This is a genomic window from Chryseobacterium sp., assembly GCF_022869225.1.
In the GTDB taxonomy this organism is placed as follows: domain Bacteria; phylum Bacteroidota; class Bacteroidia; order Flavobacteriales; family Weeksellaceae; genus Chryseobacterium.
This window is the reverse complement of the sequence record NZ_JALIHL010000001.1, coordinates 664901-689665: the sequence shown is the minus strand read 5'-3', so window position 1 is coordinate 689665 and position 24765 is coordinate 664901. Positions and strand designations below refer to the sequence as shown.

Here is a 24765-nt window from a genome sequence, read left to right as displayed (position 1 = left end):
TGGTGGAAGGTGGTAATCATGACATGTTACGGGAACATCTTCTAGAGCTGAAGAACCACCTGTTATTACAATAAGCTGTTTGGATTTGATCTTTTTGACCCCCGGACATTGCAACAGGGTTTTTAGTTTTTTGTTTTTCATAGCTATATCTTAGAATTTGGGTGCATTATTTTTTTCAACAGGAATGTACCGTTCTTTAATCATTTTCTGCATCATCATTTTTTTCTTGTTGAGCTCTTCTAATGACTGCACATTGTCTTTTCCAAAATTGACCTGTTTACCATCTTTGACATTATTCAAAAAGACCCTTGTCGGATTATTATAAATATCGATGATATACTTGTTATACTTTTCCAGTGAAATAGGAATCGGTTTTTTATCATAATGATTTTCCAAGAAATCTGTGGTATCATAGGTATCCGGAAGTTTGGTATTTTTAACCAGTTTATAGACAAAGTCACTGTCCTGATCCTGAATAATGAATATTAAACCCGGCAGGCCTCTGAATTTGTATGGTCCCTCAGGAATTTGTACGTCATTAGAAAACCATGCTGTCCAATGGCGGCCGCCAAAATCACATTCTGCTTTTTGAAGTTTATACTCATTATAGACCATCGTTTCCGGAGAAAGTTTCCAGTTCAGCTGATTTTCGGTTTTAACGACGAAATAATCGAAGAAGTCACGGTACCAGAAATTGGTATTTGAATTGACAGCCCGTACAATCAGCTGATCCGTTGAGGTACTGGTCCTTGATTTTAAACCATTCGTCTTCTTTGCCGCTACATTGAGAGAATCATATTCCAGAAATTTTTTATCATAGAATTTTACATTTTTCTTATTAATATCCAGAACCATGAGTTCTTGCCTGTAGTCCTGTGAAGGATCTGCCCTATATTCCAGGGTGTAGATAAACCGATTGGTCTGGGCAGATAGATTTAACAGAACAAAAGCGGCCACTAAGGTTAATAATTTTTGCATAAATTTTTTAAGTTTTGTGAAATAATATTAGTTTACTCCCAGCTCTAGCTGGTTTTTTACTAATTCATAATAATTTTTTCTGTTGCTTACCAACTGCTGATGGGGACCGGTTTCTATAATCCTGCCGTTGTCAAGCACAATGATCTGATCCGCATTTTTTACTGTAGAAAGTCTGTGAGCGATAATAAGCACGGTTTTACCTTTAAAAAACCGTTGCAGATTAGCCATGATCAAGCTTTCATTCGTTGAATCCAGGCTGCTGGTCGCTTCATCAAAGAATATAATCTGAGGATCTTTATAGACGGCCCTGGCGATCATTATTCTTTGTTTCTGTCCGCCGCTCAAATCCACTCCTGTATTTCCGATTTTAGTTTCAAACCCCAGCGGAAGATTTTCGATAAAGTCAAATATCTGCGCAATTTTTGTGGCATAAATAAGCTTTTCCAGATCCCATTCCGTATCCATCGAAATGTTTTCGGCAATAGAACCGCTGAAAATATTATTATCCTGCATCACCACTCCGCATTGCGAGCGCCACCAATCTTTGTCGAGACTGTTGATTCCATACCCATCGATCGTGATTTTTCCCTCAGTGGTAGGGTAGAAGCCAAGCAATAGCTTTAACAACGTTGTTTTTCCACTTCCGCTGGACCCTACAATGGCGGTCACCTTTCCTTTGGGGATTTTTGCCGTGATGTTTTTCAACACCAAAGGCTGTGATCCTCCGAAATACTTATAGGAGATATTGGAAAGGATAATATCACTGTTCGAAATGGGAAGGTCCCGTAAATGATGGGATTCTGTCTCATCTTTAGATTTGTAGATTTCCTGGGTACGGTTGTAAACAAGTTTGGAATCCTGCAAAGAACGTAAAAAAACGATTATATTTTCTATAGGTAAGGAAATTAATCCCATAATATAGCCGATACTCATCATTTCCCCGACCGTAATCTTTTTATTCATCACCCAGTAAGCACACACAAAAGTTAACGTTATACTGAATAATTGTTTGATAAATGAAGTGGTGTAGTTTTGGTAGCTTTCCAGGATAAGGCTTCTTACCTTGAGGCTGTATATTTTATTCTGTAACGTGTGCCATTTCTGAAGTCTGCTCGACTGGGCATTGCTTATTTTGATGGAAACCATCCCCGTAATCATCTCCGTCAGGTTATTTCTGTTCTCAGAGGTGAGTTTGAATGAATAATAATCAATGATTTTTCGTCTGTTGTAGAAGAAAAACATCCAGAATATGGTAAAAATGATTAAAAAGACAAAACATGAACCCAGGTAAACATTATACAGGAATAGCCTGCACGATAAAGCAACAAACAGAAACACAGAGAAAACTGCGGTAATTAACTGCTTGGTGAGCAGCTGCTCTATCTTTGACTGATCTTCTATTTTCTGCAGAATATCTGTGTAAAGACGGTTTTCAAAAAAATAAATAGGAAGTTTGACAATCTTATTCAATAAATTGGAAAGTATTTTTATACTCACCTGGGTACTGAAATGGACCCCGATAAAATTCTGAATCAGATTTACAATGGTTTGACTGAAAAATAAAAGCAACTGAAAGCCAAAAATGATAAACAGCTGATTTTGATCTGAAACCTTTATTGAATTATCAAATAAATTCTGAATGGTTTTGGGGAATACAAAGGAAATAATGGTACTTAAGCAAATGAGAAAGCTTAACCAAAAAATCTTGTTCTTCTGATCTTTTACAGAATTAAGAATATATTCCCGTATCCCTTCAAAATTGTTTCTTTTATAGGGCAGATTCTGTTCGGAAAAAGCCGGAGTAGGCTCCAGTTCAATAGCAATACCTTCATTATTGTTATCACTCCACAGTTTTAGGAATTCATTTTCATGAAGGCTGAGCTTTCCAAAATTCGGGTCAGAAATATAGTATTTATTGTTCTTGATTTTATAAAGAACCACAAAATGATCCTGTTCCCAGTGTACGATGGCAGGAAGGGTAATAGCATCTTTTAACCCTACTATATCTGCCATCACAGGATTGGTTTTGAAGTGCAATACTTTCGATGCTTTAATAATATCATTAAGAGAGATACCGGCACGGGTAACTTGTGTAAGTTCTCTTAAATAAGATATATCACAATTTTTACCATAATATTTTAAAATAATCTTTAAACATGCAGCACCACAATCACTGTGCTCTACCTGAGGATAATATGGAAAATTGTCTATAAGCATAGTTAGCAAAATATTTTAGTTCAGTGCAATCCTGTATTTTTGTTTTAATAGTTTTATTTTTTCATGACCATTAATTTCTGAAGTGTCCGTTTTTTCGGGATTCAGGAAAATTTTGGTAAATATTTTTTTCTGCATAGATACCGGGAGCTTAGGGAGTATATTCCGGTTTTCATGAATATGCTTGACGAAGCTTTCCGTATCGGAAGAATTGTATTTCAGAAGGAGATATCCGGACAACACATCATTATTGATGGAAGCCCTGTCCGGGACCACGATATGATCGCAAATATTTAAATAAAACGAATCCGTTTCCTTGAAGCTGCTTTCATAAGCCGAATGGATACTGTTGATCACATGATCCAACATACCGATCCGGTCTTCTGTTTCTACACTTTTATAAGAGTTTTCAATCGCAGGATTCTCATGAATGCCATATAATATCAGGTGTAAGAGCTGTATGGTCTGAGAGATCGTATGCGCCATATCCTTCTTCTTGATGTAGATTCTGATTTTATTCAGCCATTGCTCGCCGATTACGGAGATAAAACCGGGAAAAGTTTCACTTTGTTTTACAGCATAGTCTATGGCTAAATCAAGCTCTTTTTCAGCAGTATCGAATTCATTGTTCACATAATTCCGGTAGGCACTGATGGCTAAATGTAAATTGGTCATTCCATCCAGCACGGGCTCTGAAAAATGTTCTGTAAGACCTTCAGCTTTTAAAAAATAGTAATCACCCTGTGCCTTTTCTCTGTTTCTGTAATGAACCAGCGCTTTTTCAGAGATGGTCATATAATAGTACAGTGCCGCTTTATTCTCGTCGAGCTGTGGCCCGAAAAACTTTTCCAAAGAAGTGAAGATATGCTTCCCACGTGAGGCATCCATTTCTTTTTCAGATTTCTTCTCCAGGCTTTCTGCAATATCTAGTATTAACTGTTCCATAATCAATTGTTATTAATATATCTCTGTAATAGTAAACGATCCTCGATATTAAATTTAAATGACGGACATGCCGGAGTTCCTTCAGCCCAGTCTTTAGGACATGCACCGCCGCATAATGGCAGGAATGTACAGTCTTTGCACCATGAATCATTCGTAGGAATTTCATCAAACCAATTACGCATATGGGCATTGGTGGTATCTATATCTTTAGATTTTAAAAGATTACCTGAGTAATATTTGGAATCATCATAATAAGGAGTATAAGGGACTTCCCAACAGGTGGATACGTTTCCAAAGGCATCGAATACTTCAGATGTTTTACTTACCACCATACAAGGTTTTCTTACCCTTTCCGGCACTACTACCGTATGTTTCAGACATCCGTATTCATGCAGTTTTAAATAAACATCTATTTCAAAATCAGCAAACTCCTGCTTGGAGATCCCTTTGATGGTCGCTTTGTTATCACCCCAGTCATGAATGGCAGCAATGTAGAAGCTCACATACTTAAGGATGCCTTTATCATGCAGATAATCTATCAATGCAAGTACATTATCTTTATTTTCCGAATCTACGTTACATCTGAAATTAATTAAGGCTCTTTTATCCTGATACAACTGAGAAGCAACAATGGTTTCAATATTATTCATGATGATATCGAAACTTTTTTCACCGTTTTTCAGCATTCTTCTTTTGTCGTGGAATTCACTCAATCCGTCCACTGTGATCTGGTATTCTGTGATCCTGAATTCTCTGACCAGTTTTTCAAATAGAGAATACTTTAAGTTTAAAGCATTCGTGATGATATTGGAAGTGTATTCTAAATTATTGGACCGGGCCAGATCTATGAGCTTTGTCGATAGCTGTGATAAAGCGGACAATCCTGTTAAAGGCTCTCCTCCATACCATGTGATATGCATCCTTCTTATCGTCTCTTTTTGTTCCTGTAATTTGTTCTTCACCCTTTCATAGGATAAATCAAGGATCTCCTGAGACATACTTTTCTTCGTGTGCAGCTGGCCGCAATAGTGGCAGCCCAGCTGGCAGTTGCCTGAAGGTTGAATAACATACGTTAAAGTCCCGGAGTCAATATCTGTTACCCCCAGTTTATTGGACGTTAATATTTCTGTCATCTCTACTTCATCAGACGGTACGTAGATTTCCATTTGAATAATCTGTGCCAGGATTTGAGCCGGGATATTTTTCAGATCTAATGCCAGAACAGAATCCAATGTCTTCTTGGGCATTTCTATGGAAATCCCTGTACGGGTAGAGTATAATATCGCGCTGTCACCAAGAATGTCTTCGTCAGCTACTATTATTTTATATTTTGATAATTTAAATTGCATAATTGTTGAGTTGTTAAATAGAGGGGAAGCTAAACACTTCCCCTCAAGTTTTGATTAGGTTCTAGTAAGACCAGCAGCTATTTTTAGCTCCACATGCCGGTGCACTGAATCCCCAACATCCATTATCACCGTTGCAAGTTGATACTTCTAGATCAATTGAACCTTTTCCTCCTGAAATAGTGTTCACTTCTTCAGTTGATAATGACTTTACTTTTCCTTCTGTTACCTTTTTAGATAGATCAGTTAATTTTTGATTTCTCATGATAATAGATTTTAAATTAAACAATAATTAAACTTGCCTGAATAGTTTGGTTTCCGCTCAGGCTTTTACAGAAATTTGTTAAATATGAATATGTGTAAAGGTGTGTCTGTTATAAGATTAAACTGGTAGGGAATGTTATAATGGTTTCTTTTTTAGAGCTTGGCTCTTTATGAAATTTTATAACATTTCTTTTAATCTTTAATTTATTCTCATTAATTGCGGTGTATTCTAATGTGTTTTTCATTTCAGTTGTTTATTCCACGAAAATGTGATAAATTAGGTTGTCTTGAAAAAAAAATCGTCAAAAACCTAGTTTTTGACGATAAAAGCTACAAATAGCCCGATTGTTTTATTTCTGAATATTGAGGATCGTAAATAATTCCTCTTTCTTCTCCGGGCTTACGGTCAGTTTTTTATTGTTGGTAAGCTCAATAAGATTCCCGGTAAAAGAGTGAATATAGTCCAGATTGATGATATAAGATCTTTGAATTTTAAAGAATATTTTAGGGTCGAGTTCATTTTCAATAGACTTCAGGGTCATCAGTGTTTTATATTCCTGTTGTACCGTGTGAACGTATACATAATCTTTTTCAGATTCTATAAAGATGATGTCTGAAAAATTGACCCGGATATTCTTTCCCTGGCTTTTAATAAAAATGTGCTGGGAAGAGTACCGGTCTTCCGGAACAGGCTTAGTTTCTTTATTTAAATAATCAACAGCGCGGTTCACTGCCAGTACAAACCGGTCAAATTCGATCGGCTTGGAAATGAAATCCACCACACCGATATTAAAACCTTCAATGGCATATTCGTTATAAGCCGTCACATAGATAATAGCCGGCTTATTTTGGAGAGATTTGATAAAATCAAGACCGTTCATATTCGGCATTTGGATATCGGAAAATATGATATCTACCACATTGTCAGACAGATAATGTATGGCATCAATAGCGTCTTCACAGACCGCTGACAGTTCTAAAAAAGGGAGCCGGGAGATATAGGTTTCTATGATGTCCCGGCTTATCGGCTCATCATCCACAAGCAGGCATTTAATTTTTGTTTTCATTATTCAAGGGTTATAGTTAGTTTGACTTTGAATGATTCCGCATCTTCTGTGATCACTAAAGTATGTTTATCAGGGTATATAAGTTCTAGTCTTTGCTGTACGTTTTGCAGGCCAATACCGGAGGCTTTCTGTTTTTCATGATGGCAATTAAGCCGGTCACTGTCGTTTTCAATATAAAACGTAAAGGTGCCGTTTTCAATGCGGATACTGATGTGTAAAAACTTATTCAGCTTGCTTTGCAGTCCATATTTAAACGCATTTTCCAGAAATACAAAAGTGATCAGCGGGGCAATATAAAAACCTGTAATGGGCTGCTTAATCTCCTGGGTGAACGTGAGATCAACATTTGGTAAATAACGGGTTTTGTTGATGTTGAAATAATGATCCATAAAGGAAATCTCCTTTTCCAGCGTCACTTTCTCCAGGTTATTTTCATACAGCGTATATTTCATGATTTTAGAGAGATCGATGACCATTTTTGAAGCACGGCTGTCATTTTTTATAATTAAACCGTAAATATTGTTAAGGGTATTGAAGAGAAAATGCGGATTGAGCTGGGCCAGCAGAAACTGTTTTTCAATATTGGTTTTTTCGATACTTAAAGTATATTTTTCCTTTTCAGATTTTATTTTTTCCAGATACAGTCTGGTAAGATCAAAAATTATTTTTAAAAAGAAAAAAGGCGAGATCGCAAAAATTACACTCGGAGTATTTAAGAGGATATATTTGAACGTTAAAATTTCCGAATAGGAAGGACTGTAGTTTTTTCCTAAATAACGGTACAGAATATGGGTGTCTATATTCAGTTCTTCCCCAAGGGTCAACGCAAATCGGTTGACAAGCAGCCATAAAATGACCAGCAAAGGCAATACCACGATAAAAAGATAATATTTGTGGTACTTGGTGATCTGCGGAGCCAGTACATAAAAAAAAGTATAAAAAACGACTGACGAACAAAGCGCAACCCGTACGGATAGAAATAAACTGGTGAATGCCGGAATATGTAAATCATATACATACTGACACAGTAAAATAAATATAAAAGAAGCCCATACAAACAAATGGCTCATCAGCTGAACGGCAGGAGTATAGTGTTTTTCTATGCGCAGTAAGATGTCGAATGGAGATTGGTTATTGTCTTTTTTCATGAATTTTTGGATTGGATGCGTTGATAATATTTACCCGCAAAAATATAAATAAGATATTCATATAAACGCTGTTTCGCAGGAAACCATCTGTTTGTACTCATATGAATGATACTGGTGATATTGGACGTTCCTAAATCCAGAGGCTGCAATGCCATACTCCTTTCCCAAAAAAAAGAGTCATAATCAGAGCTTTCCATGATAGAATACAGGGCTGAGGATATATTTCTGTATTCATTGTAAATATTAAATTTTTCTTCTTTACGGAATTCCCTTTCAAAATATTGTTCCATTTTTTTACAGAAGTCTAATTTTTCCTGAGCGGTCAGCTTAAAATGAGAAAGCAGAAAGTCAATATTTTTTACGGCCAGCAAAGTTCTCAGCTGAATATCTTCGGTGAAATCCTCATGAGCCAGCATCGTAAAGACCAGCTGGCTGTCATAGGCGAAGAAACTTTCTATATCCTCCATATGCCGGCTTCCATAGCGTTCCGTTTCCCGGATATAAGTGGAAAATTTGGTTTTCTGAATAATATTCTGTTCCACGAACGGTTTAAGCCTGCTGTGAATGGAAACCACGGTAGAAGCAAAATATTGCTCATCACTCAATAACAGCCGGAGCCTGATATGATAATCAGGATCCTGATACCGGATAAAAAATCCTTTTTCAATAATTTTTGCCTCCATCCACTGGTCTAAAAGCGGAGCTATAACCTGTGACAGCAGGATATCAGAAAAAGTAGCACTGCAGTAGATCTTAAAATAGAACCATTTACTTCCGGGCAAAAATGTCTTTTGAATATCGGAACTGTGGATTTTCAAGACCGGATTGATTTTCCCGGCACCCGGATTTTTAAAAGGAATGAGCACCTGATTGATATAGGAATTCTGATCCGTAGGCTTCTGAAAAAGCCATTCACACAATGTGGCAGTTTCGGATTTTTTTATTTCGTCAGCCAATATTTCAACATAAGACGCATTATGAGTATCAATAAAAAGTTCATGATCGCCTTTTACAAACACTACAAATTGAGAGGTTTTCAGTTTTCTGAGAATATCCATTAATGCCGAAACCGGGTTTTTACTGCTGTTGATGGCACGTATATCCGTTTCAAAAAGGATCCAGGTAGCCCGCTGCAAAATGATATTGCCATAAATGATCCGGGGGATATACGGTTTTCTGCTTTTAACACAGTCAATATTCAATCCGATGGGAGAAGCATGCTGATGCTGCAGGGAAGCCAGGAATTTATAGACTACCGTATCCGAATGATGAAAATTATGAGCATTGGACAGGACGGGAACAATCCGTTTATCCAGTTTTTCAGAGCGCAGTATAATTTCATCACCCACAATAGAAACCAGCAGGTCTTCTATCCTGATTTTGGTGTTCTCAGCAAGGCTTTCCCCGATAATATTGATCTCATATTCCGAAGTATTCATGGGACGTGTTACGTTAGCCGCTTTTCCTCTGGGAATAAAAATAATATTGGCGGTTATGATCTCCGGATTATGGGCTTTTTCGAAAACAGAGATGTCGTCATATAGTTTTTGAATTTCGCAGTCAAGATGAGTAAACCTTCCCAGCAATGTTTTGGCAGAAGTGCCGCCTGCACTTTGTAGAAAGAACTGCTGGCGTTCCAGTACATTTCCCATAGCATAAAAAGTAGGGGGAAGAGAAGCCGGATTTTCCTGTTTGGGAACAGAAGCGAGGGCTAAATCTATTGGTTCACCGGGCTTTGATTTTTCAATAAGCTCAATAAGCCAGGAGGGGGCCCATACTTTATTGTCTTTGGCAATGATATCAGCAGTTGCGATTTTATCAATCAGTACATCATTATAATGGGTTCCTATTCCTTTGTTGACGGGAAACCCGATTCCTGTATCCGGATCAAGGATCTGAACCAAAGGAATTTCCTGGGATTCATAGACGGACGTAAATTTTTTCTTAAATTCATTGAGCGCAGCCGCAGCGGGATTCCCCTCCGATTTTATCTGGTGCAGAAAGTTGATGCCGGCCTTAATGTCTTTTAAAAGCTGAGTGTGGAGAGGCTCTATATCTGCAGGAGAATGTCTGAAGTCAATATGAAATAGATGTTCAGCTTCCAGTCCGATATGCTTTAGCTGTGCTTTTATGGTATATAGCTGGCTGAAGGGGATTACCGGCAGGGGAGTGCGGTCTATTTCCTCAATGGTAGACTGAAGTTCCCGGATTAAATGATAAAAAAAATGGGCTTCTGCAGAAGCTGTATAAGGGCGGAGAAAATTTTCAGCAGTGCTGAGCTCATCCGGGGCATAGAGGGTATCTGAAATTTCGCTTTGCAGAAACTGTATATCGATCAGCTCCAGGATGAACTCCATTAATTTTTCCCGGTCAAATTCCTGGGGAAGGAGGTCTGCCATTTCAGAAATACTGAGCATTTTTTCCGATGCATGCCGGTATACAAGATCAATGAACTCCGTTTTGTCTATAGAATTAAGATGGTAATCATTATCGGTAACGGCCAGATAACGGTATTTTAAATGCTGCAGATAAATGGTGGGATTGGTCCGGTATTTCAGTTTTTCCCGTAGCTGCCCATTGCTTTCTATGCCGGCAATGAGTTTTGAAAATAAGGTCCTGTCAATATGTGCCTTTCGGTATAAGGTATGACGGCTGCTATTCTCCTCTGCCTCTGCGGTATTGAAAGAAGAAACAGTGCTGCCGGCAAATGTTCCGTACGGAGTTCCTCTGGTAGTGGTGCGGATGATGTATTTTTTTAAAGTATTGAACAGCCTGGCCTTCTTGTCACTTTTTAAGGTATTGTTCTGATATTTCATCATCATTTCATAAAGCTGTGAAGAACTCCAGTAAATAGCTGATCTGAAGGTCTCGTCTTCCCAGAATGCTGAAATTAAATCATCCATATTCTTGGTCGTCCCGTCTTTTTCAAAAAGTAACGTAAAAGGAAAAGCCGGTTTTCGGATAATATAGCTCCCAAAATCTGCAAGATGTAGTTTTTTCCCCAAATTCCCTGTGTTTAAAATATACCGAAATATAGGTATTTTAATTTAAAATAATACGTCTGGAAGCTTGCTAACCAACTTTTTAGCTCCAATCTAAAACCGTTCTAAATTACGTGAATTATTGAAGTCCAAAATTGTTTATTTTTCAAAAAAACGACTTCAAATCTGATAAAGTTAACAGTCAATTCCTGCCAGCCTGAAAAATTAGGGAGTATTCTGTCGGCAGTCTACATAAAAATACGGGATCATCACACGGTCAGTCTTTTTACGGGGCTCGGCCCAATACCGCAAAAACCTGAAAAAAAGCTGAATCTTTCCCTGAAAAGGACATTACTTACTTTCAAAATACCTCTTAAGATCAGATATGCTTTTTATCCCGAGATCCTCAGATTGTTTTCTGCGCATCATCAATGCATAGGAATTATTAAACCCAAGGGGCTGTAACCATTGGATGCCATATTGTTTTTGAAATTCTGCGTCAACATACCGGTAGGTGCTGTCAGCACTTTGCATGGCATTTTTGGCGTTTTCTGCCGTAGGTTTTAAAAGGACCAGAAGCCCGGTTCCCGTATATTCCGGATAAAAATCGATGGCCTCATTCACCAGGGCATCAAAACAGATTTTAGTACCGCCCAGACCTGTTTTTGTCTCTACCTTATAGTTGGTATAGCCTTTAATCAGCATCGTATACATCTCCGCAAGGATGTACTGCTCCCCAAAGATCTTTGAGCCGATCCGGATCGTTCCGGAATTTCCGTTTCGGGGATTTTTATAAAGGTTATTCCTGATTAAAAAATCCTTTGCGATCCTTTCCGGGGTCTGATTGAGATAATCTGACCTGTAGTTCAAATCGGTCATGATCGAATCGTTCAGCTGACCGGCCAGAAGATTTAAGGTTTCCTCAAGCCCGGGAAATTTTTCCAGGGTTTTCGTTTTAATGATCGGGGCAGCGAAATACGGCGGAAATATTTTTTTATCATCATTCAGCACATAAAGATCAAAAGCTTTAATTCTGCCGTCCGTAGAATAGCCGTCAATCAGGTCCAGTTCTTTTTCATAGACTGCTTTGTACATCAGGGCATCATTTACAACGAGAGGATTCAGGTGGAGCCCATATATGGAGCGCAGGCCAAGGTCTCCATCCTGTCTTCCCATAAATTCCGGAGTAAATCCCGCCTTAAGCTTATTGTCTGAAGCAGATGTGAAAACATATCCCGCTCCAACCATAATCAGTATGACCGGAATTACATATTTCAATTGTTGAAACAGCCGGTATCCTGATTTCTGTATCAAAGCAATCATCTGGTCCAGAAAAACGGCCAGTAATGCAGCCGGAATGGCACCGGCCAAGATCATATTGGTATTGTTGAGTGAAATTCCACCAAAGATAAATTCTCCCAACCCTCCGGCGGCAACAAATGAGGCTAAGGTGGCGACTCCTACATTGATCACGGCAGCAGTTCTTATTCCTGCCATGATGACAGGCATTGCCAAAGGAAGTTCCACTTTAAAAAGGAGCTGCCATCTGTTCATTCCCATTGCTTTTGCCGCTTCAACGACCGTAGGGTCTACTCCCGTTATTCCGGTATAGGTGTTGCGGATAATGGGTAAAAGAGCATAGATCAGCAGTGCAGCGATGGCGGGTTTTGCCCCGATTCCGAAAGCAGGGATCATAAAGCCCAGCAGCGCAATACTGGGAATCGTCTGCAAAATACCGGCAATTCCCAATACCGGGTTTGAAAGTTTTCTTTTTCGGGTGATCAGAATCCCTAAAGGTACCCCAACGGCGATGGCCAGAAGCAATGACAGGAAGGTAAGACCTAGATGCTGTATCACCTGGGTCATTAATTTTTCCTGCTGTTCAATGATAAACTGCCAAAAGCTCTGGTGCGTCATACAATCTGTATTTTTCTGTAATCATTAAATGCCTTGATCAGCATTTCGTAATGTTCTGTCTTTTTGGGATCCGAGCTTAATTGCTGTAAAGCCGCCCAGATACTGGTGTTTTCTGTACCTCCAAATTCAGGATAGGATTCCTCCGCGCTGAGGAATGAGCCGATGTCTTTTAATGCGGTGATCTTATACTCCAGTAAAAGCCGGTTTTCTGCAAAAAAATCACGGACAAAATCATTTTGGGGATGATAAAGCATTTCTTTTGGGGTTCCCGTCTGAATCACTTTTCCTTTATCCATCAGACAGATCCGGTGTCCCAGTTCAAATGCCTCCTGTACATCATGGGTAACCAATATGATGGTTTTGTTTTTAATTTCTTCCAGCGATTTAAATTCCGAATGAATATCGGCTTTAGTGATATTGTCCAGAGCTCCGAAGGGTTCATCCATCAGCAAAATGGGAGTATCTGCAATCAGGGCCCTGGCAATCCCAACCCTCTGTTGCTGCCCGCCACTTAACTCATGGGGAAAACGGGAAAGAACCTCTCCGGAAAGATGAAGCTTAGCTATAAGTTCGCGGGTTCTCCTTTCGGTTTTCTTTTTCTCCCACTTCAGCAGTTCGGGAACGACTGCGATATTCTGCTGAACCGTATAATGAGGGAATAAGCCGGAATGCTGCATCACAAAACCTATCCCCATCCGAAGCGCTTCTGCTTTCTGATCACGGATGTTTTTGCCGTTAATCAGAATATTTCCCGAATCCGCTTCTATAAGCCGGTTGATCATTTTTAAGGTGGTCGTTTTACCGCAGCCGCTCGTCCCTAAAAGTACCATTATTTCCTGATCATAAGCCTGAAAGGAAATAGTGTTAACTGCAGGGTTTCCGTTAAAATATTTTGAAACTGATTCAACTGTTATCATCGGCAAAAATTATTGGGCAAGCCTGATTCCTGTAAACTGCCACTTCAGATAGGCCTGGAAAAAATTACGATAGGTATTTCTGCTGTGTCCGGGAGGTGTTGCTTCGGAAGCGCCACGCAAAACCATTTGATTGATCATGAATTTTCCATTGTATTCTCCAACGGCACCTGCTTCTTTTTTAAAATGAGGGTAAGGAAGATAGGCTGAATTGGTCCATTCCCAGCGAATTCCCCAATCGAAATGACTGGAGGCAACCTCCCATTCTTCTTCAGTAGGAAGGCGCATGCCTTTCCAGGAGGCAAACGCTGAAGCTTCATAGAAATTAATATGGCAGACTGCATCATCAGGTTTTATTTCTTCCAAACCATTCCAGGTATAATTCATCCATTTTCCATCGATAAAATGCCAATATAACGGGGATTTTGCCTGGTTCTGTTTTACCCAGTCCCATCCGTCGGCGTGCCAGTATTTAAAATTGCCGTAGCCGTTATCTTCCATAAATTCAAGGTATTCACGATTGGTCACCAGCCGATCGGCAATTTCAAAATCTGTAAGGTATACCTTATGTCTTCCCAGCTCATTGTCAAAACAGAATCCTTCCCCCTTAAAACCTACTTCATACACTCCTTCAGAAAACCTGAGCATCTGCAGGTCTTCAGCATCCGGTTTTATAGTTTTTTTATCCTTTGTATAGGCAGGAAAAAGCGGATTGTGGCCCAGGATATATTTAATATCGGTCATTAATAGCTCCTGATGCTGCTGCTCATGGTTCAATCCCAATTCCAATAAAGGTTCAATAGACTGAGTCATCCATTCGCTTTGAAGAAAAGCTTTCATCTGCTCATCTACATATTTCCTGTATTGGTAAATATCCGAGACTGAAGGACGGCTGAGGTTTCCGCGGTCCGTACGGATCACTCTTGCACCAATGGTCTCATAGTAGCTGTTAAAAACAAAATTATACTGCGGGTCAAAAACCTGGTAACCCGGAAAGTTCGGGAGGAGAATGAACGTCTCAAAAAACCATGTGGTGTGGCCAAGATGCCATTTGGGCGGACTTACATCAACAATCGGCTGTACTACATAATCTTCAATTTCCAACGGGGCACAGATTTCTTCTGAATGTCTGCGGATATCCGTATATTTTTTCACAATATCTTGTGTTGCGGTGTCTGGTGTCATGTGTTTTAGTGTATGAGGTTATTGGGTAAAACAGGATCTTGATCAAGCTGTTTCAAATGGAAGAATTTTGGTCTTACATTTCTATCCTTTTTGCTCTTGCAGATTTTTTGTCTTTATTTTACCTGCCAGATGGTGTCTACAAACCAGTTTTTAGAATCTCTGATCTCTCCGGCCATTGTAAAGCCTGATTTCTCACCCAATGCTCTGATTTGTTCTTCAGAGAATTTCTGAGAAATTTCCATGTCAATCAATTCATTTTCTTCAAATGCAACAGGATCATTTCCAATCATTACCTGTTGTTTTTTAAGGCTTATCAGAAAACTTTTGCAGGCTCCGCTTACAGGATCATAAGTCTGGTAATGCTGAAACTGTTCCGGATCAAAATTTCCTTTGAGCTCCCTGTTGATACGGGACAGAAGATTAAGATTAAATGAAGCGGTAATGCCTTTCTTATCATTATAGGCGTTTAAAATAACGTGAGGATTTTTCTTCAGGTCAAAACCGATCAATACCCGGTCTCCTGAAGACAGGTTCCGGTTCAGATGCAAACAGAAACTTTCAGCTTCTTCCACCGTCATATTTCCAATATTGCTTCCCAGAAATAAAACAACTTTTCTTCTGTCTGACAGGGAAGCCGCCTTTTGAAGCATCTCAAAATAGTCTCCTTCCAGGCAGTTTATTTCAAGGGCCGGAAACTGGCTGCTTAATTTTTCATTGAGTATGGAAAGGATATTTCCGGAAATATCAATGGGCATATAGGTGAATCTGGCCCCTTTTTCTACGAGATGGCGGAGTAAAAACGTGGACTTCATGGCATCTCCTGCTCCCAGTTCAATCAGATCAAAAGGCTCATTTTCAGGGATGACCAGGTCCGCCAGTTCTCCTGTTTTATTTTTGAAAATATCCAGTTCGCAGCGGGTAAGGTAATATTCAGGCATTGCCATGATCTCCTGAAAAAGGCGGTCACCGGTCTTATCGTAAAAATATTTTGATGATAGCCGTTTGGGGGTACTTTTTAAGCCTTCCAGCACCTCTCTGCGAAAGTGGTCATGATGAGAATTCCGGGCTTTGGAAAGCGGATGGATCTGTAAATTCATATGTTTTAATTTGTGTGGTTTTAAGATTACTGCAACTATCTTGCCTTTCACAACATTGAATTCCTCTGCTGTTTATCTATTTTAAATATAAAAAAAAATAGTTGTAACCGGATGATTTTCATGATCTTTTTAGCAGATGTGGTACTTTTTATAAAGAAACCAGGGTCGGATATAAGGTGGGATTAAAAGCTGAAAATAGGGATAAACGGATACAACTTCCTTATATAAAATGCTGATAAAGAAGTTGGTTTCACGGGTATTGACAATAGAGCAGGATTACGATTCATTGGAGCCATGAAGGATTTCTCCGCCCCGCAAAGATATTTCAATAGCCTGGTTGTTGTACACCCTCATTTTTTCTTCATAATGTGCAACCGCCAGTACAATACTGCTGTTATCCTTCAGGGCCTTACATATATTTTCCGTTAGCAGAGCTGCATCCATAAATGCGGTATTGGCAACTGCACCACCGGCGGGACTCATGGTATGAACCGCATCTCCCAGCGCAGTAATCCTGCCGGACTTCCATTTTTCTTTTGGTAAAGAGGAGCGGATCGCGGTGGCAGATAAGGAGGTCCTGTCAGCATGTTCGAATAATGCTCTGAGTTCAGGATGCCATTGTCTGATGGCTCCTGAATACAGGAGAAGATCTCCTCCCCCGAATAATGGTAGAAATCTGCTGAAGGTAATCCAAAAGCTTCCGGATTTCCAATAAATGCCCAATAAAAATAATCAGAAACAGGATTTAATACTTCCTATGAGCTGTCTTTTTTTGAAATATCAAAAACCATTGCATCTGCTATCAATGAAAACCGGTTGTTCAGAATCACGGAAGTTCCCTGCTGTAACGCCGGGGCTATTGTATGGCAGTGATGCTGAGCAATGGTGCGTACTGCTGTACTTGCTTTTTGATTATAAAGTGGTCTGCAATAAGCTTTTTGAACTGTCTTGTAATCGAATATTTCTGGCCATTATTCTGAAGTCCGGACATCGGAGCTTCGGAAATCCTGGAAATGATTATCCCTATTGCAGAAGCTGCTAAAGACCGCCCTACAGAAGGATCATGACATGTTTTATCTTTTTCTGTTTTTTCAAGTAACGGAGGAAAATCAAAGATCAGATCATTGGCATCCATATCAACCGATTGATGGATCCATTGATAGGTGTCCAGTATTTCCCGGCAGTGCCCGGTAACAGCTTCGGCTCCCACAAATAAAAACCAGCCCTCATTATTGTTCTGCTGAATATACCTGTGAATCTGTCCCGGCCCTACAAAACAGACTGAAGGTCCTTTAAGTTCCACCCTATTGAAATCCACTTCGATAACAAAGTCTCCTTTCTGCTGCAAGATAAACATATAATGATCATCCCGGTGAATCTCTGTCTGCTTTTCATGAAACACGGATAAGGGCATCAGTCTGACCGCTGAATTTTCAAGCTGATTATGGTGGGAAGGAATCATCTTTTTCATCTCAGGAGATCTTAAAGTCGTTTAAATTTTTTACAATTTAAATATTTTTTAAACTCCAAAAGCTTTATTTCAACTACTTTAGTCGACTTAGGCCCGTTTAAAATGATATTGGATAAAAAGTTCATGTCAGAAAAAAAGATTTTTCCCAAAGCTTATGTGTACTTTCTATGCATAAAAACTGTTAAGTATTTGCGTTTTTACCACTTTTGTGGCTGCTCTCAAAAAATTTACTGTGCTCCTGAAATCTTTCCTTTATATTTTAATTGATTGATCAGAGGATTCGCGTACATTGCCAGGAAATACTCTTTGGAAACAGGATCTGAAGGATCAATACGCATTTCAAGCCTTCGGACAAATAATTGTTTTTCCTGTTCTGTGTATTCGGAAGCGTAGGTATCCGTATGGTGAAGCAGATCATAAGCGATGTACTTGGTAGGCCAAAGCTTATAATTACTGATGATGGAGCGGTCAATCACCTGTGCCATTGCCTGAAGCTGTTTGTTTTTATTGTCAATGGTGGCTGCAATTTCATCCAGTTCCGTATCAATGACATCTCCGGCATGAAGGTGAATGCGTTTCTTTTGTCCTAAAATTCCACTGAGGATGTTGGTGAAATCTTCATTTTTTCCTTTAATGTATTCCTCATCCCTATGCTGGGCCAGCAGCTGAGGCATCTTTAAGGAATCCGTAGGATCGTACTCATAGGATATAGAGATCGGAACGATCTTTAATGTTTTAAAATAATCTGTCAGTGACTGGTCTCCGGCAGCCATGGCAAGCATTTTTAAAACGCCTTGCTGGGTGGAATCGTTGCCGTCTTTTGTACGGCCTTCACGCTGGGCAATCCATACCGAGCGGTTTTCCTGCTGCAGCTGCTCCTTAATATACTCAGACATCGTCTGTGAACTTGTCAGCTGTTCACGGAGCGGAAGGCCTCTTTGTACTAAAAAGTTTCGGTTCAGCTTAGCAAGTACGTTTAAGAATTTTTTGCGGACAAGGTTGTCACCAATAGCCGAAGCGGTCATAATATAACCTCCTTCCAGCAATACCAGATTAAGCAGTGAAGTGTCCAGCACAATATCCCGGTGGTTCGAGATGAAAAGGTAAGGAGTATTTTTATCCAGCTTATCGAAACCTGAAGTCGTTAAACCGTCAGAACTTTTTGCAAGGATCTGGCGAACGGCATACGCTACAAACTGATGCTGAAAATCACTTATGGAATGAACATGTTTAAACTGTTCCAGCCATACCTGCTCATCCGTATCGGGAAAAGTAAAATTCATCAGTGCCTTCATCATCGGATCCCGGGCAATGCTCCCTAATCTCTCATTTACTTCATAATCATGGAAATAGCGGATTTCATCAAACTTCGACATGCAATTATTTAAAAATTAAAACTTTTTGCAAAAGAACGAAAATTTATCTGGGGATAGGGTATAATGGGTGTTAAAGTATTATGAGTGGCGTAGGAGTTCAGGGAATAGGATGTAATGTATTTAGAATGAGCGGTATTGGGAAACTGTTTCATTATATAAATAAAAAACACTTCCCTGATGATGTCAAAGGAGTGTTTTTTAACCTGTTTATTTAATAAGTCTGAGGACTTAGGATATCCGCTCTTTCCTTCAAAAGTTCTGTGACTTCTATCCTATGCTCCGCAATTTCATAATTTTCCCATTTTTTATTTGCATTTGTCAGATCATACATTCTTTTCTGCTTTGGGGGTATCTTTCCATTTTTATAGTATTTGCCTGTGGAACTTGAGTCTGCCTTACCCACAGGAGACTCATTGTTCATCCTTGAATTGGAACTTTTACTTACCAAACAAAGGTTTCCGAGGTTATCCTGAAAAGGATTATTGAAAGATTGAGACAGATGATGTTCTACAGAATTACGATAGGTAAATTTGAAATCAAAATCAGCAGGTGATTTTACCCAATACAGATAATCAATAAAATTGAATAGGAAATGAGGAACCTTAACACCCTGATCATAATTTGATTGACTGATATTATTTTCAAAATAGGTCATGATGATCTTATCAATTACTGTCTGGTACTCTATTCCCGATAAACCGAAATTTTCCTTATCAGAGAAAAGATGCAAAATATCCTGTAACCAGTTTTTATATTTTCGGTTTCTGAAAGTAACCTGAAGTAAAGAAACAGCCTTTATAAGACGGTCCTGATGATCAAATATATTTTTATACCTTAAACTATGAGAAATGCTGTCTTCACTTTTATGATAGATATATTTAGAGGGCTTTTGAAGGGTCCATTTGTAAGAATCCTCCTGGTCATCATCTTCTGAAGATTTTATAATAAACCTATCGAAGACCGTTCTATAGTACAATAGATCACTGATGAAATCTTTTGCATCAATTTTATATTTCAGCCCATCATAGACTGTAAGCAGATCTTTTTCATTCAGCGGGATCTCTGTTTCATGACCATTATATGAGTATGTGTGGTATTTTACTTTAAAGATATGCATTAAAAAGTTTGGGAAATCTATGATTGAATGATCTTTACCCGAATCATCAATATCATTGATGTTGATTGAATCTGTTTTTTCTATTGGCTTTTTCAGAGCATCATCGATCGAGAAACCCAATGTTTCCATGGCTTCTTCTTCTCTAAAATCTACAGGATAAAACTCATCATAATTTTCACCAAAATATTTTTGTCTGTCTCCTGAAGAAAATAATTTCTGAATATGGGTATCCATCTGAGAGCAGGCATCCCAAATTTTAGAAAATTCATTCTGCTGTTTTTCAAAATAATTACCGCTTTTATCTTTCAGGGTTTCCATAAGGTGAGACTTTAAAATCTCATGTTTTTGTAACTGTTCACCACGATTATTCATGATCTCAAAATAAGAGGCTACATCCGTTTCATGAGGGATTTCCACAAGAACAAGAATTACATTTTCAAAAACAAATTTTTTAAAAAGATCAAGCCGGGGAATTTCGGAAAGTCTTTTCCCTGATTTTTCATCAGGATTTATAATGATATTTTCAAGCAGATCTACGGCATTTATAAGGTGTGAAACTTTATAGTTAAATACAATATCTTCTGTCTGACCATTTCTGTAATAAGAGTCAAAGAAAGCTTCCACTTCCGGCCTTGATTCATAGAAAAGTTTAGGATTTTCTACCAATCCAAGCATTTTCATAAGTATAGATAAGGTTGTCAGTCTTTGCTGGCCATCTATTACTTCATAGAGGCCGTCCTTTCTTTTTAAAACGACAAGGCTTCCAATAAAGTAATTTAAAGTAGGATTGGTCTCAAACTTTTTAAAATTTTCATAAAGATCATGAAGCAGCTGTGCTATTTCGTCTTCAGCCCACGCATAGTTTCTTTGGTATAGGGGAACAATATATTTATAATTAAATATTTCCTTTAAGTTTTTGTTTAGATTCTGATTTTCCATTATGTGAAGCTGTAGTCTTTAAGATTAACTTTTCTCTCATCTGCGGATTCAAGGCGGATGTTTTGTTTTAAAAAATATTCGATAACTGCCGCCACATTTTTTTTGCAAATCACATTTTTATTTGCCATTTTCTCTAATGGAAGCAGATCTGAATATGATTTGGCATTTTCAATGATATTAAAAACTTCATTTTCAGCCGGATATTTGACAACACTGTTATATCTTACCTGTTCTTTTTCCAGCCTTAGCCTGTAAACCAATAAATACAGTGTTTTATGATATTTTTCTACCCCTTCTTCTCCAAATTTATCAAACATCAAAATGATAAGAGATTTATAGAGCTCGAAAAGATACTGATCGCCATCGCGATGCGATCCGTCATACTTACAGTTTTTCTGCACAAATTTTTTAAATTCTTTCATTTCTTCAAACTCAGAATTAAAGAGCCTTTTATAGATCTCAATATAGGTTTCTGTATAATCGAAAAAATCTTTACCATTAACAATATTTTGATTCAGTAAAGAAAACGGATTGATATTTTCCGGCGAAATATTTCTGAACCTTGATTTTATGCCATTTACAGAAACGCCTAAAGATTTGAAATAATTCTGCATCACATATTGCATCAGTTCTCTGTTTTGGTAAGGAAAATCAATCGGGTGGTTTTTATTGACGGTAATTCCTTTGAATTCTCTGATCTGCTTTTTGTCAAAGGCGTATGCTTCTTTCTTGCGACTCCATAGCCTGGTTCTGTACAGCTGTTCGTTGATCAGTTGTCTGAGTAAATTTGAAACATGTGGATTTTCTTTATCCGCCTGATATCTGGCAGCACCTTCCCACGTTATGTCACAAGTTACCTTTTCTTCAAAAGTATTGCTTTCCATGGCGCGGATGTGGTACGCTTTCAAAAGATTATAAGCTTCCAGTTCCTTTCCACGGCCATTCTGGGAATCAAACATCTGGAATGCTTCTGAAAGATCTGCTACTCTGATTTCTACAAATTCGCAGGAGTTCAGAATATATTTCTCAAAACTTTTATTGTCATTTCCTATATTTTCCTGTAGCCAGCCATCTATAAAATGCTTGTTTTGGATGATTGCGTTCAGTGAATCCGAATGCCTGTATTGTAAAGAATCCCTCAATGCAGATCCTGCATTGCTTTCCAGAGCTTTCAGGATGAGTAATAGGGTGGTGATCCGTTGCTGTCCGTCAACAATATTAAGTTGAGAATCATTAGTGTTCAGGATAAGGCTTCCAATCCGGTAAGAATTTTTACCTTCTTTCCAGCTTTGGGTAATATCTTCTAATAATAGGCGGACATTATCCTCTGTCCAGCGATAAGGTCTTTGATAATTTGGGATAGACATATTGCCCTCCAATATAGAACTTGCCTTTTTTATTTCTGCGTTTATTCTGCTCAAGGTATTAGTTTTTAATCATAGAAATCCCGGAGGTTTTTTGTTGACAGCAATGATAAGGAAAATCTTTAGCTTCTGTTTACGGGAAACCATAATTTTACAGAATAATCACTTCAAACACCTGTAAAAGTATCTGTACGTATTTCTTAATCTCCTGCAACAGGACAGATAAGCCTCTGGCACTGGTTGTCAATATATCAGAAACCGATCCTGAAATACCTGCAACAGGTTGGTTAAGTGTCCATAGGTATTTCAGAATAACCCTGAGCCATTTCACTCATTACCTGCAAGGAGTTTTTTAATGGTAATACCCCCTTGGGGAAGGGGGTATTGATACTTATGAAAATAGATGCCGGAACTACAGAACCGTATATTGATACTTAATTAACTGGTTTTTATCCGTTCTTTACGTCATCAGAGGGAGTTACCGGAGAGGTTGAAGTTGCTGTTGTCACAAAAAACTGTTTCATATCTTCATAAATGACATTGGTACCCGGAACATTTTCTCCTGAAAGGAATTTCATGTTTCTATAGAAGGTTATGGCATTGTGGTAGTTGTCGTGATCCAGTAAAACTTTAGTGTCAGACAGCTGTTCTGTTAATGAGCTCATGATTTGCAGGCGTTGTTCTACCTGTTCTCTTCCCAGATAATCTTTATCGAATTCCACTTTATCTAAAAAGTTCGGAACATACTGTGGATATTGCTCCATGTAGATTTTAGCTTTATTCACGAAGAGTTTGTTCTGTTCTGCAATACTTCCGTATTGCTGTCTCTGATCCGGAGTAAGATTGATAGTTTTTCCTAACAGTACAGACTGGATGTCCTGAATGGCTTTATCAAGAGTTCCCAAATCACTTTTTGAAAAGCTAACACTGATTAAATTGTCTAGTACTATAATATTGTGTTTTTTGGTTTGTTTTATCAAATATAGGGAACGTAAAGCGTAGAAAAATACAGTGTAATAAGATTTTCAGAGCAGTCTTATAGCCTTGAAAAGAGCATTAAGGAAGTATAAGGGTACAATAGGAACATTAATTCATCATTCTGATCGTGGCTTACAGTATTGTTCGAATCAATATCAGAGGATCCTGGAAAGTATCAATTAAAAAGCAGCATGACTCAAAACTCTGATCCTTATGAAAATGCAGTTGCTGAGAGAATAAACGGCATTTTAAAATATGAGTTTGATATTGATAAACATAATATTAACAATGCTCTAAGAAGAAAAATTGTAGATGAATCTATTGAGATTTACAATGATTTACGACCTCACTTTTCAAATTATTATCTAACTCCAAATCAAATGCACAGACAATCCAAAATCAGAATGAAAACCTATAAAAACAAAAACCAAAGCAAAAAAGATTTTACATTGGTTTAAGTGTGTATTTTTGTCCTTTAATATGTATCGGATTTTCAGGACTAGTCAGGTATATATGTAAATCATTTTTATTAACTATCATTCCCCTAAAAAATAAATTGGATGCAAAGGCAAAAATGACTTTTGTTCATCAGTCATTTTTGTATAATATTCTTGCCATAAAGAAACAAATCTTTCAAAATCAATTAACTCAATATGTTCCCTGGATTCACGAGCTTCTTTCTTTGCTGGTTTTGAAAATGTACCTGAGGTCACAAATATTCCTACATCTGAATTCCTTTTTAATGTACCTCCTAACTTTTGAATTTCATCAGAAGAAACTGAATCATTAGGGCGATGTTTAACCTGAACAATTATTCTTGGATGTTTGGTTCCTAAAGGATCTGTATAAGCTACAAGATCAATACCACCATCAGCTCCTCTTTGAGCAATATCGGAAATATAATATCCCATAGCTGTTAAGAGCTGACCTACCAGATCTTGAAATTCATAAGGGTTTTTACTAATAATGTAGTTTCTGATTCCATTATAAGCATCTTCTTCATATTGATTGATTAAAGATTTTTGAACTTGTGCAGCCTCTTCTTCTGTGAAATCCCCAAGATCAGTCTTTATGCCGTCTTCTGCTTTCCTTTTTGTATTCCATTCTCTATATAATTTCGTTGCGGAGTTTAGGAGTTTTTCTGCTCCTAGATCGATGGCTTTTTCTCCTTCTTCTGTCAAATACCAAATCCCTTTTTGCTTTCGAAGATAACCTGCTTTCATACAATCAATTGTATAAAAATGTAATATGGATTCCCAGCGGATGTATCCGGTTTTTTCAAAACGATGTTTTTCATAGTCGTCAAAAGATGTAGTCTCTCTGATTCTATCTACGACATCTTTTCCCCTCATTTCCCCACCATTTTCTTTCAATATTTTGAATGTAGCAAAAATTGTTTTTTCGGCTATTTTTTTTGACCTGGACTTTGACATATTATATTAATTATGATTTTTTGAAGATCGG

Annotated in this window: 20 protein-coding genes; 1 reads left to right on the top strand and 19 read right to left on the bottom strand. The window is 38.2% G+C overall.

The genetic code is table 11. The features are described from left to right. Positions 1 to 150: 150 nt before the first annotated feature. The 18 genes from MUW56_RS03210 to MUW56_RS03125 all read right to left on the bottom strand — a co-directional run bounded on the left by MUW56_RS03210 (position 151) and on the right by MUW56_RS03125 (position 23228). Positions 151 to 978: a GLPGLI family protein gene (locus tag MUW56_RS03210; RefSeq protein WP_292011833.1), complete on the bottom strand. Its 828-nt coding sequence runs from the start codon at positions 976 to 978 to the stop codon at positions 151 to 153. A gap of 27 nt (positions 979 to 1005) precedes the next feature. Further along, positions 1006 to 3195, bottom strand: coding sequence for a peptidase domain-containing ABC transporter (locus MUW56_RS03205; RefSeq protein WP_292011832.1), 2190 nt, complete (start codon positions 3193 to 3195; stop codon positions 1006 to 1008). A gap of 15 nt (positions 3196 to 3210) precedes the next feature. Further along, entirely contained in the window at positions 3211 to 4137 is a 927-nt protein-coding gene (locus tag MUW56_RS03200; protein ID WP_292011831.1) for a hypothetical protein, read from the bottom strand. Positions 4138 to 4139: 2 nt separating this feature from the next. Continuing rightward, the gene (locus MUW56_RS03195; protein ID WP_292011830.1) at positions 4140 to 5486 is read right to left on the bottom strand and encodes a radical SAM protein; all 1347 of its coding nucleotides are present in this window, start codon (positions 5484 to 5486) and stop codon (positions 4140 to 4142) included. A 61-nt stretch (positions 5487 to 5547) separates the two neighbouring features. Next, complete coding sequence (locus tag MUW56_RS03190) at positions 5548 to 5748, bottom strand: ecotin (RefSeq protein ID WP_292011829.1); 201 nt, start codon at positions 5746 to 5748, stop codon at positions 5548 to 5550. 349 nt (positions 5749 to 6097) lie between these two features. Next, a complete protein-coding gene (locus MUW56_RS03185; RefSeq protein WP_292011828.1) occupies positions 6098 to 6814 on the bottom strand; it encodes a LytTR family DNA-binding domain-containing protein in 717 nt (238 codons plus the stop codon). After that, positions 6814 to 7962 carry a sensor histidine kinase gene (locus MUW56_RS03180; protein ID WP_292011827.1) on the bottom strand — a complete coding sequence of 383 codons (1149 nt, stop codon included), beginning with the start codon at positions 7960 to 7962 and terminating at the stop codon, positions 6814 to 6816. Before MUW56_RS03180 ends, MUW56_RS03185 begins: the two co-directional genes overlap by 1 nt. Further along, complete coding sequence (locus tag MUW56_RS03175; protein ID WP_292011826.1) at positions 7959 to 10967, bottom strand: lantibiotic dehydratase; 3009 nt, start codon at positions 10965 to 10967, stop codon at positions 7959 to 7961. The genes MUW56_RS03180 and MUW56_RS03175 overlap by 4 nt, the downstream gene beginning before the upstream one ends. A 327-nt stretch (positions 10968 to 11294) precedes the next feature. Next, complete coding sequence (locus MUW56_RS03170) at positions 11295 to 12860, bottom strand: ABC transporter permease/substrate-binding protein (RefSeq protein WP_292011825.1); 1566 nt, start codon at positions 12858 to 12860, stop codon at positions 11295 to 11297. Next, on the bottom strand, positions 12857 to 13777 hold the full coding sequence (locus tag MUW56_RS03165; protein ID WP_292011824.1) for an ABC transporter ATP-binding protein: 921 nt from the start codon (positions 13775 to 13777) through the stop codon (positions 12857 to 12859). Before MUW56_RS03165 ends, MUW56_RS03170 begins: the two co-directional genes overlap by 4 nt. Positions 13778 to 13786: 9 nt before the next feature. Continuing rightward, complete coding sequence (egtB, locus tag MUW56_RS03160; RefSeq protein ID WP_292011823.1) at positions 13787 to 14959, bottom strand: ergothioneine biosynthesis protein EgtB; 1173 nt, start codon at positions 14957 to 14959, stop codon at positions 13787 to 13789. Positions 14960 to 15072: 113 nt separating this feature from the next. Beyond that, positions 15073 to 16056: an L-histidine N(alpha)-methyltransferase gene (gene egtD, locus MUW56_RS03155; protein ID WP_292011822.1), complete on the bottom strand. Its 984-nt coding sequence runs from the start codon at positions 16054 to 16056 to the stop codon at positions 15073 to 15075. A gap of 276 nt (positions 16057 to 16332) precedes the next feature. Beyond that, complete coding sequence (locus MUW56_RS03150; RefSeq protein ID WP_292011821.1) at positions 16333 to 16779, bottom strand: FAD-dependent monooxygenase; 447 nt, start codon at positions 16777 to 16779, stop codon at positions 16333 to 16335. 133 nt (positions 16780 to 16912) lie between these two features. After that, positions 16913 to 17527: an AraC family ligand binding domain-containing protein gene (locus MUW56_RS03145; protein ID WP_292011820.1), complete on the bottom strand. Its 615-nt coding sequence runs from the start codon at positions 17525 to 17527 to the stop codon at positions 16913 to 16915. A gap of 227 nt (positions 17528 to 17754) precedes the next feature. Then, positions 17755 to 18903: a 1-acyl-sn-glycerol-3-phosphate acyltransferase gene (locus tag MUW56_RS03140; protein WP_292011819.1), complete on the bottom strand. Its 1149-nt coding sequence runs from the start codon at positions 18901 to 18903 to the stop codon at positions 17755 to 17757. Between the two features lie 211 nt (positions 18904 to 19114). Continuing rightward, a complete protein-coding gene (locus MUW56_RS03135) occupies positions 19115 to 20959 on the bottom strand; it encodes a DUF262 domain-containing protein (protein WP_292011818.1) in 1845 nt (614 codons plus the stop codon). Next, entirely contained in the window at positions 20959 to 22380 is a 1422-nt protein-coding gene (locus tag MUW56_RS03130; RefSeq protein ID WP_292011817.1) for a DUF262 domain-containing protein, read from the bottom strand. Before MUW56_RS03130 ends, MUW56_RS03135 begins: the two co-directional genes overlap by 1 nt. A 392-nt stretch (positions 22381 to 22772) precedes the next feature. Further along, positions 22773 to 23228 carry a hypothetical protein gene (locus MUW56_RS03125; protein WP_367118494.1) on the bottom strand — a complete coding sequence of 152 codons (456 nt, stop codon included), beginning with the start codon at positions 23226 to 23228 and terminating at the stop codon, positions 22773 to 22775. Between the two features lie 264 nt (positions 23229 to 23492). Between MUW56_RS03125 and MUW56_RS03120 the strand changes: the two genes are divergently transcribed. Continuing rightward, positions 23493 to 23759 (top strand): integrase core domain-containing protein, encoded by a 267-nt coding sequence (locus MUW56_RS03120; RefSeq protein ID WP_292011816.1) that lies wholly within the window; start codon positions 23493 to 23495, stop codon positions 23757 to 23759. Between the two features lie 78 nt (positions 23760 to 23837). Here the strand turns inward: MUW56_RS03120 and MUW56_RS03115 are convergent, their stop codons facing one another. Next, the gene (locus MUW56_RS03115; RefSeq protein ID WP_292011815.1) at positions 23838 to 24734 is read right to left on the bottom strand and encodes a restriction endonuclease; all 897 of its coding nucleotides are present in this window, start codon (positions 24732 to 24734) and stop codon (positions 23838 to 23840) included. Positions 24735 to 24765: the final 31 nt, after the last annotated feature.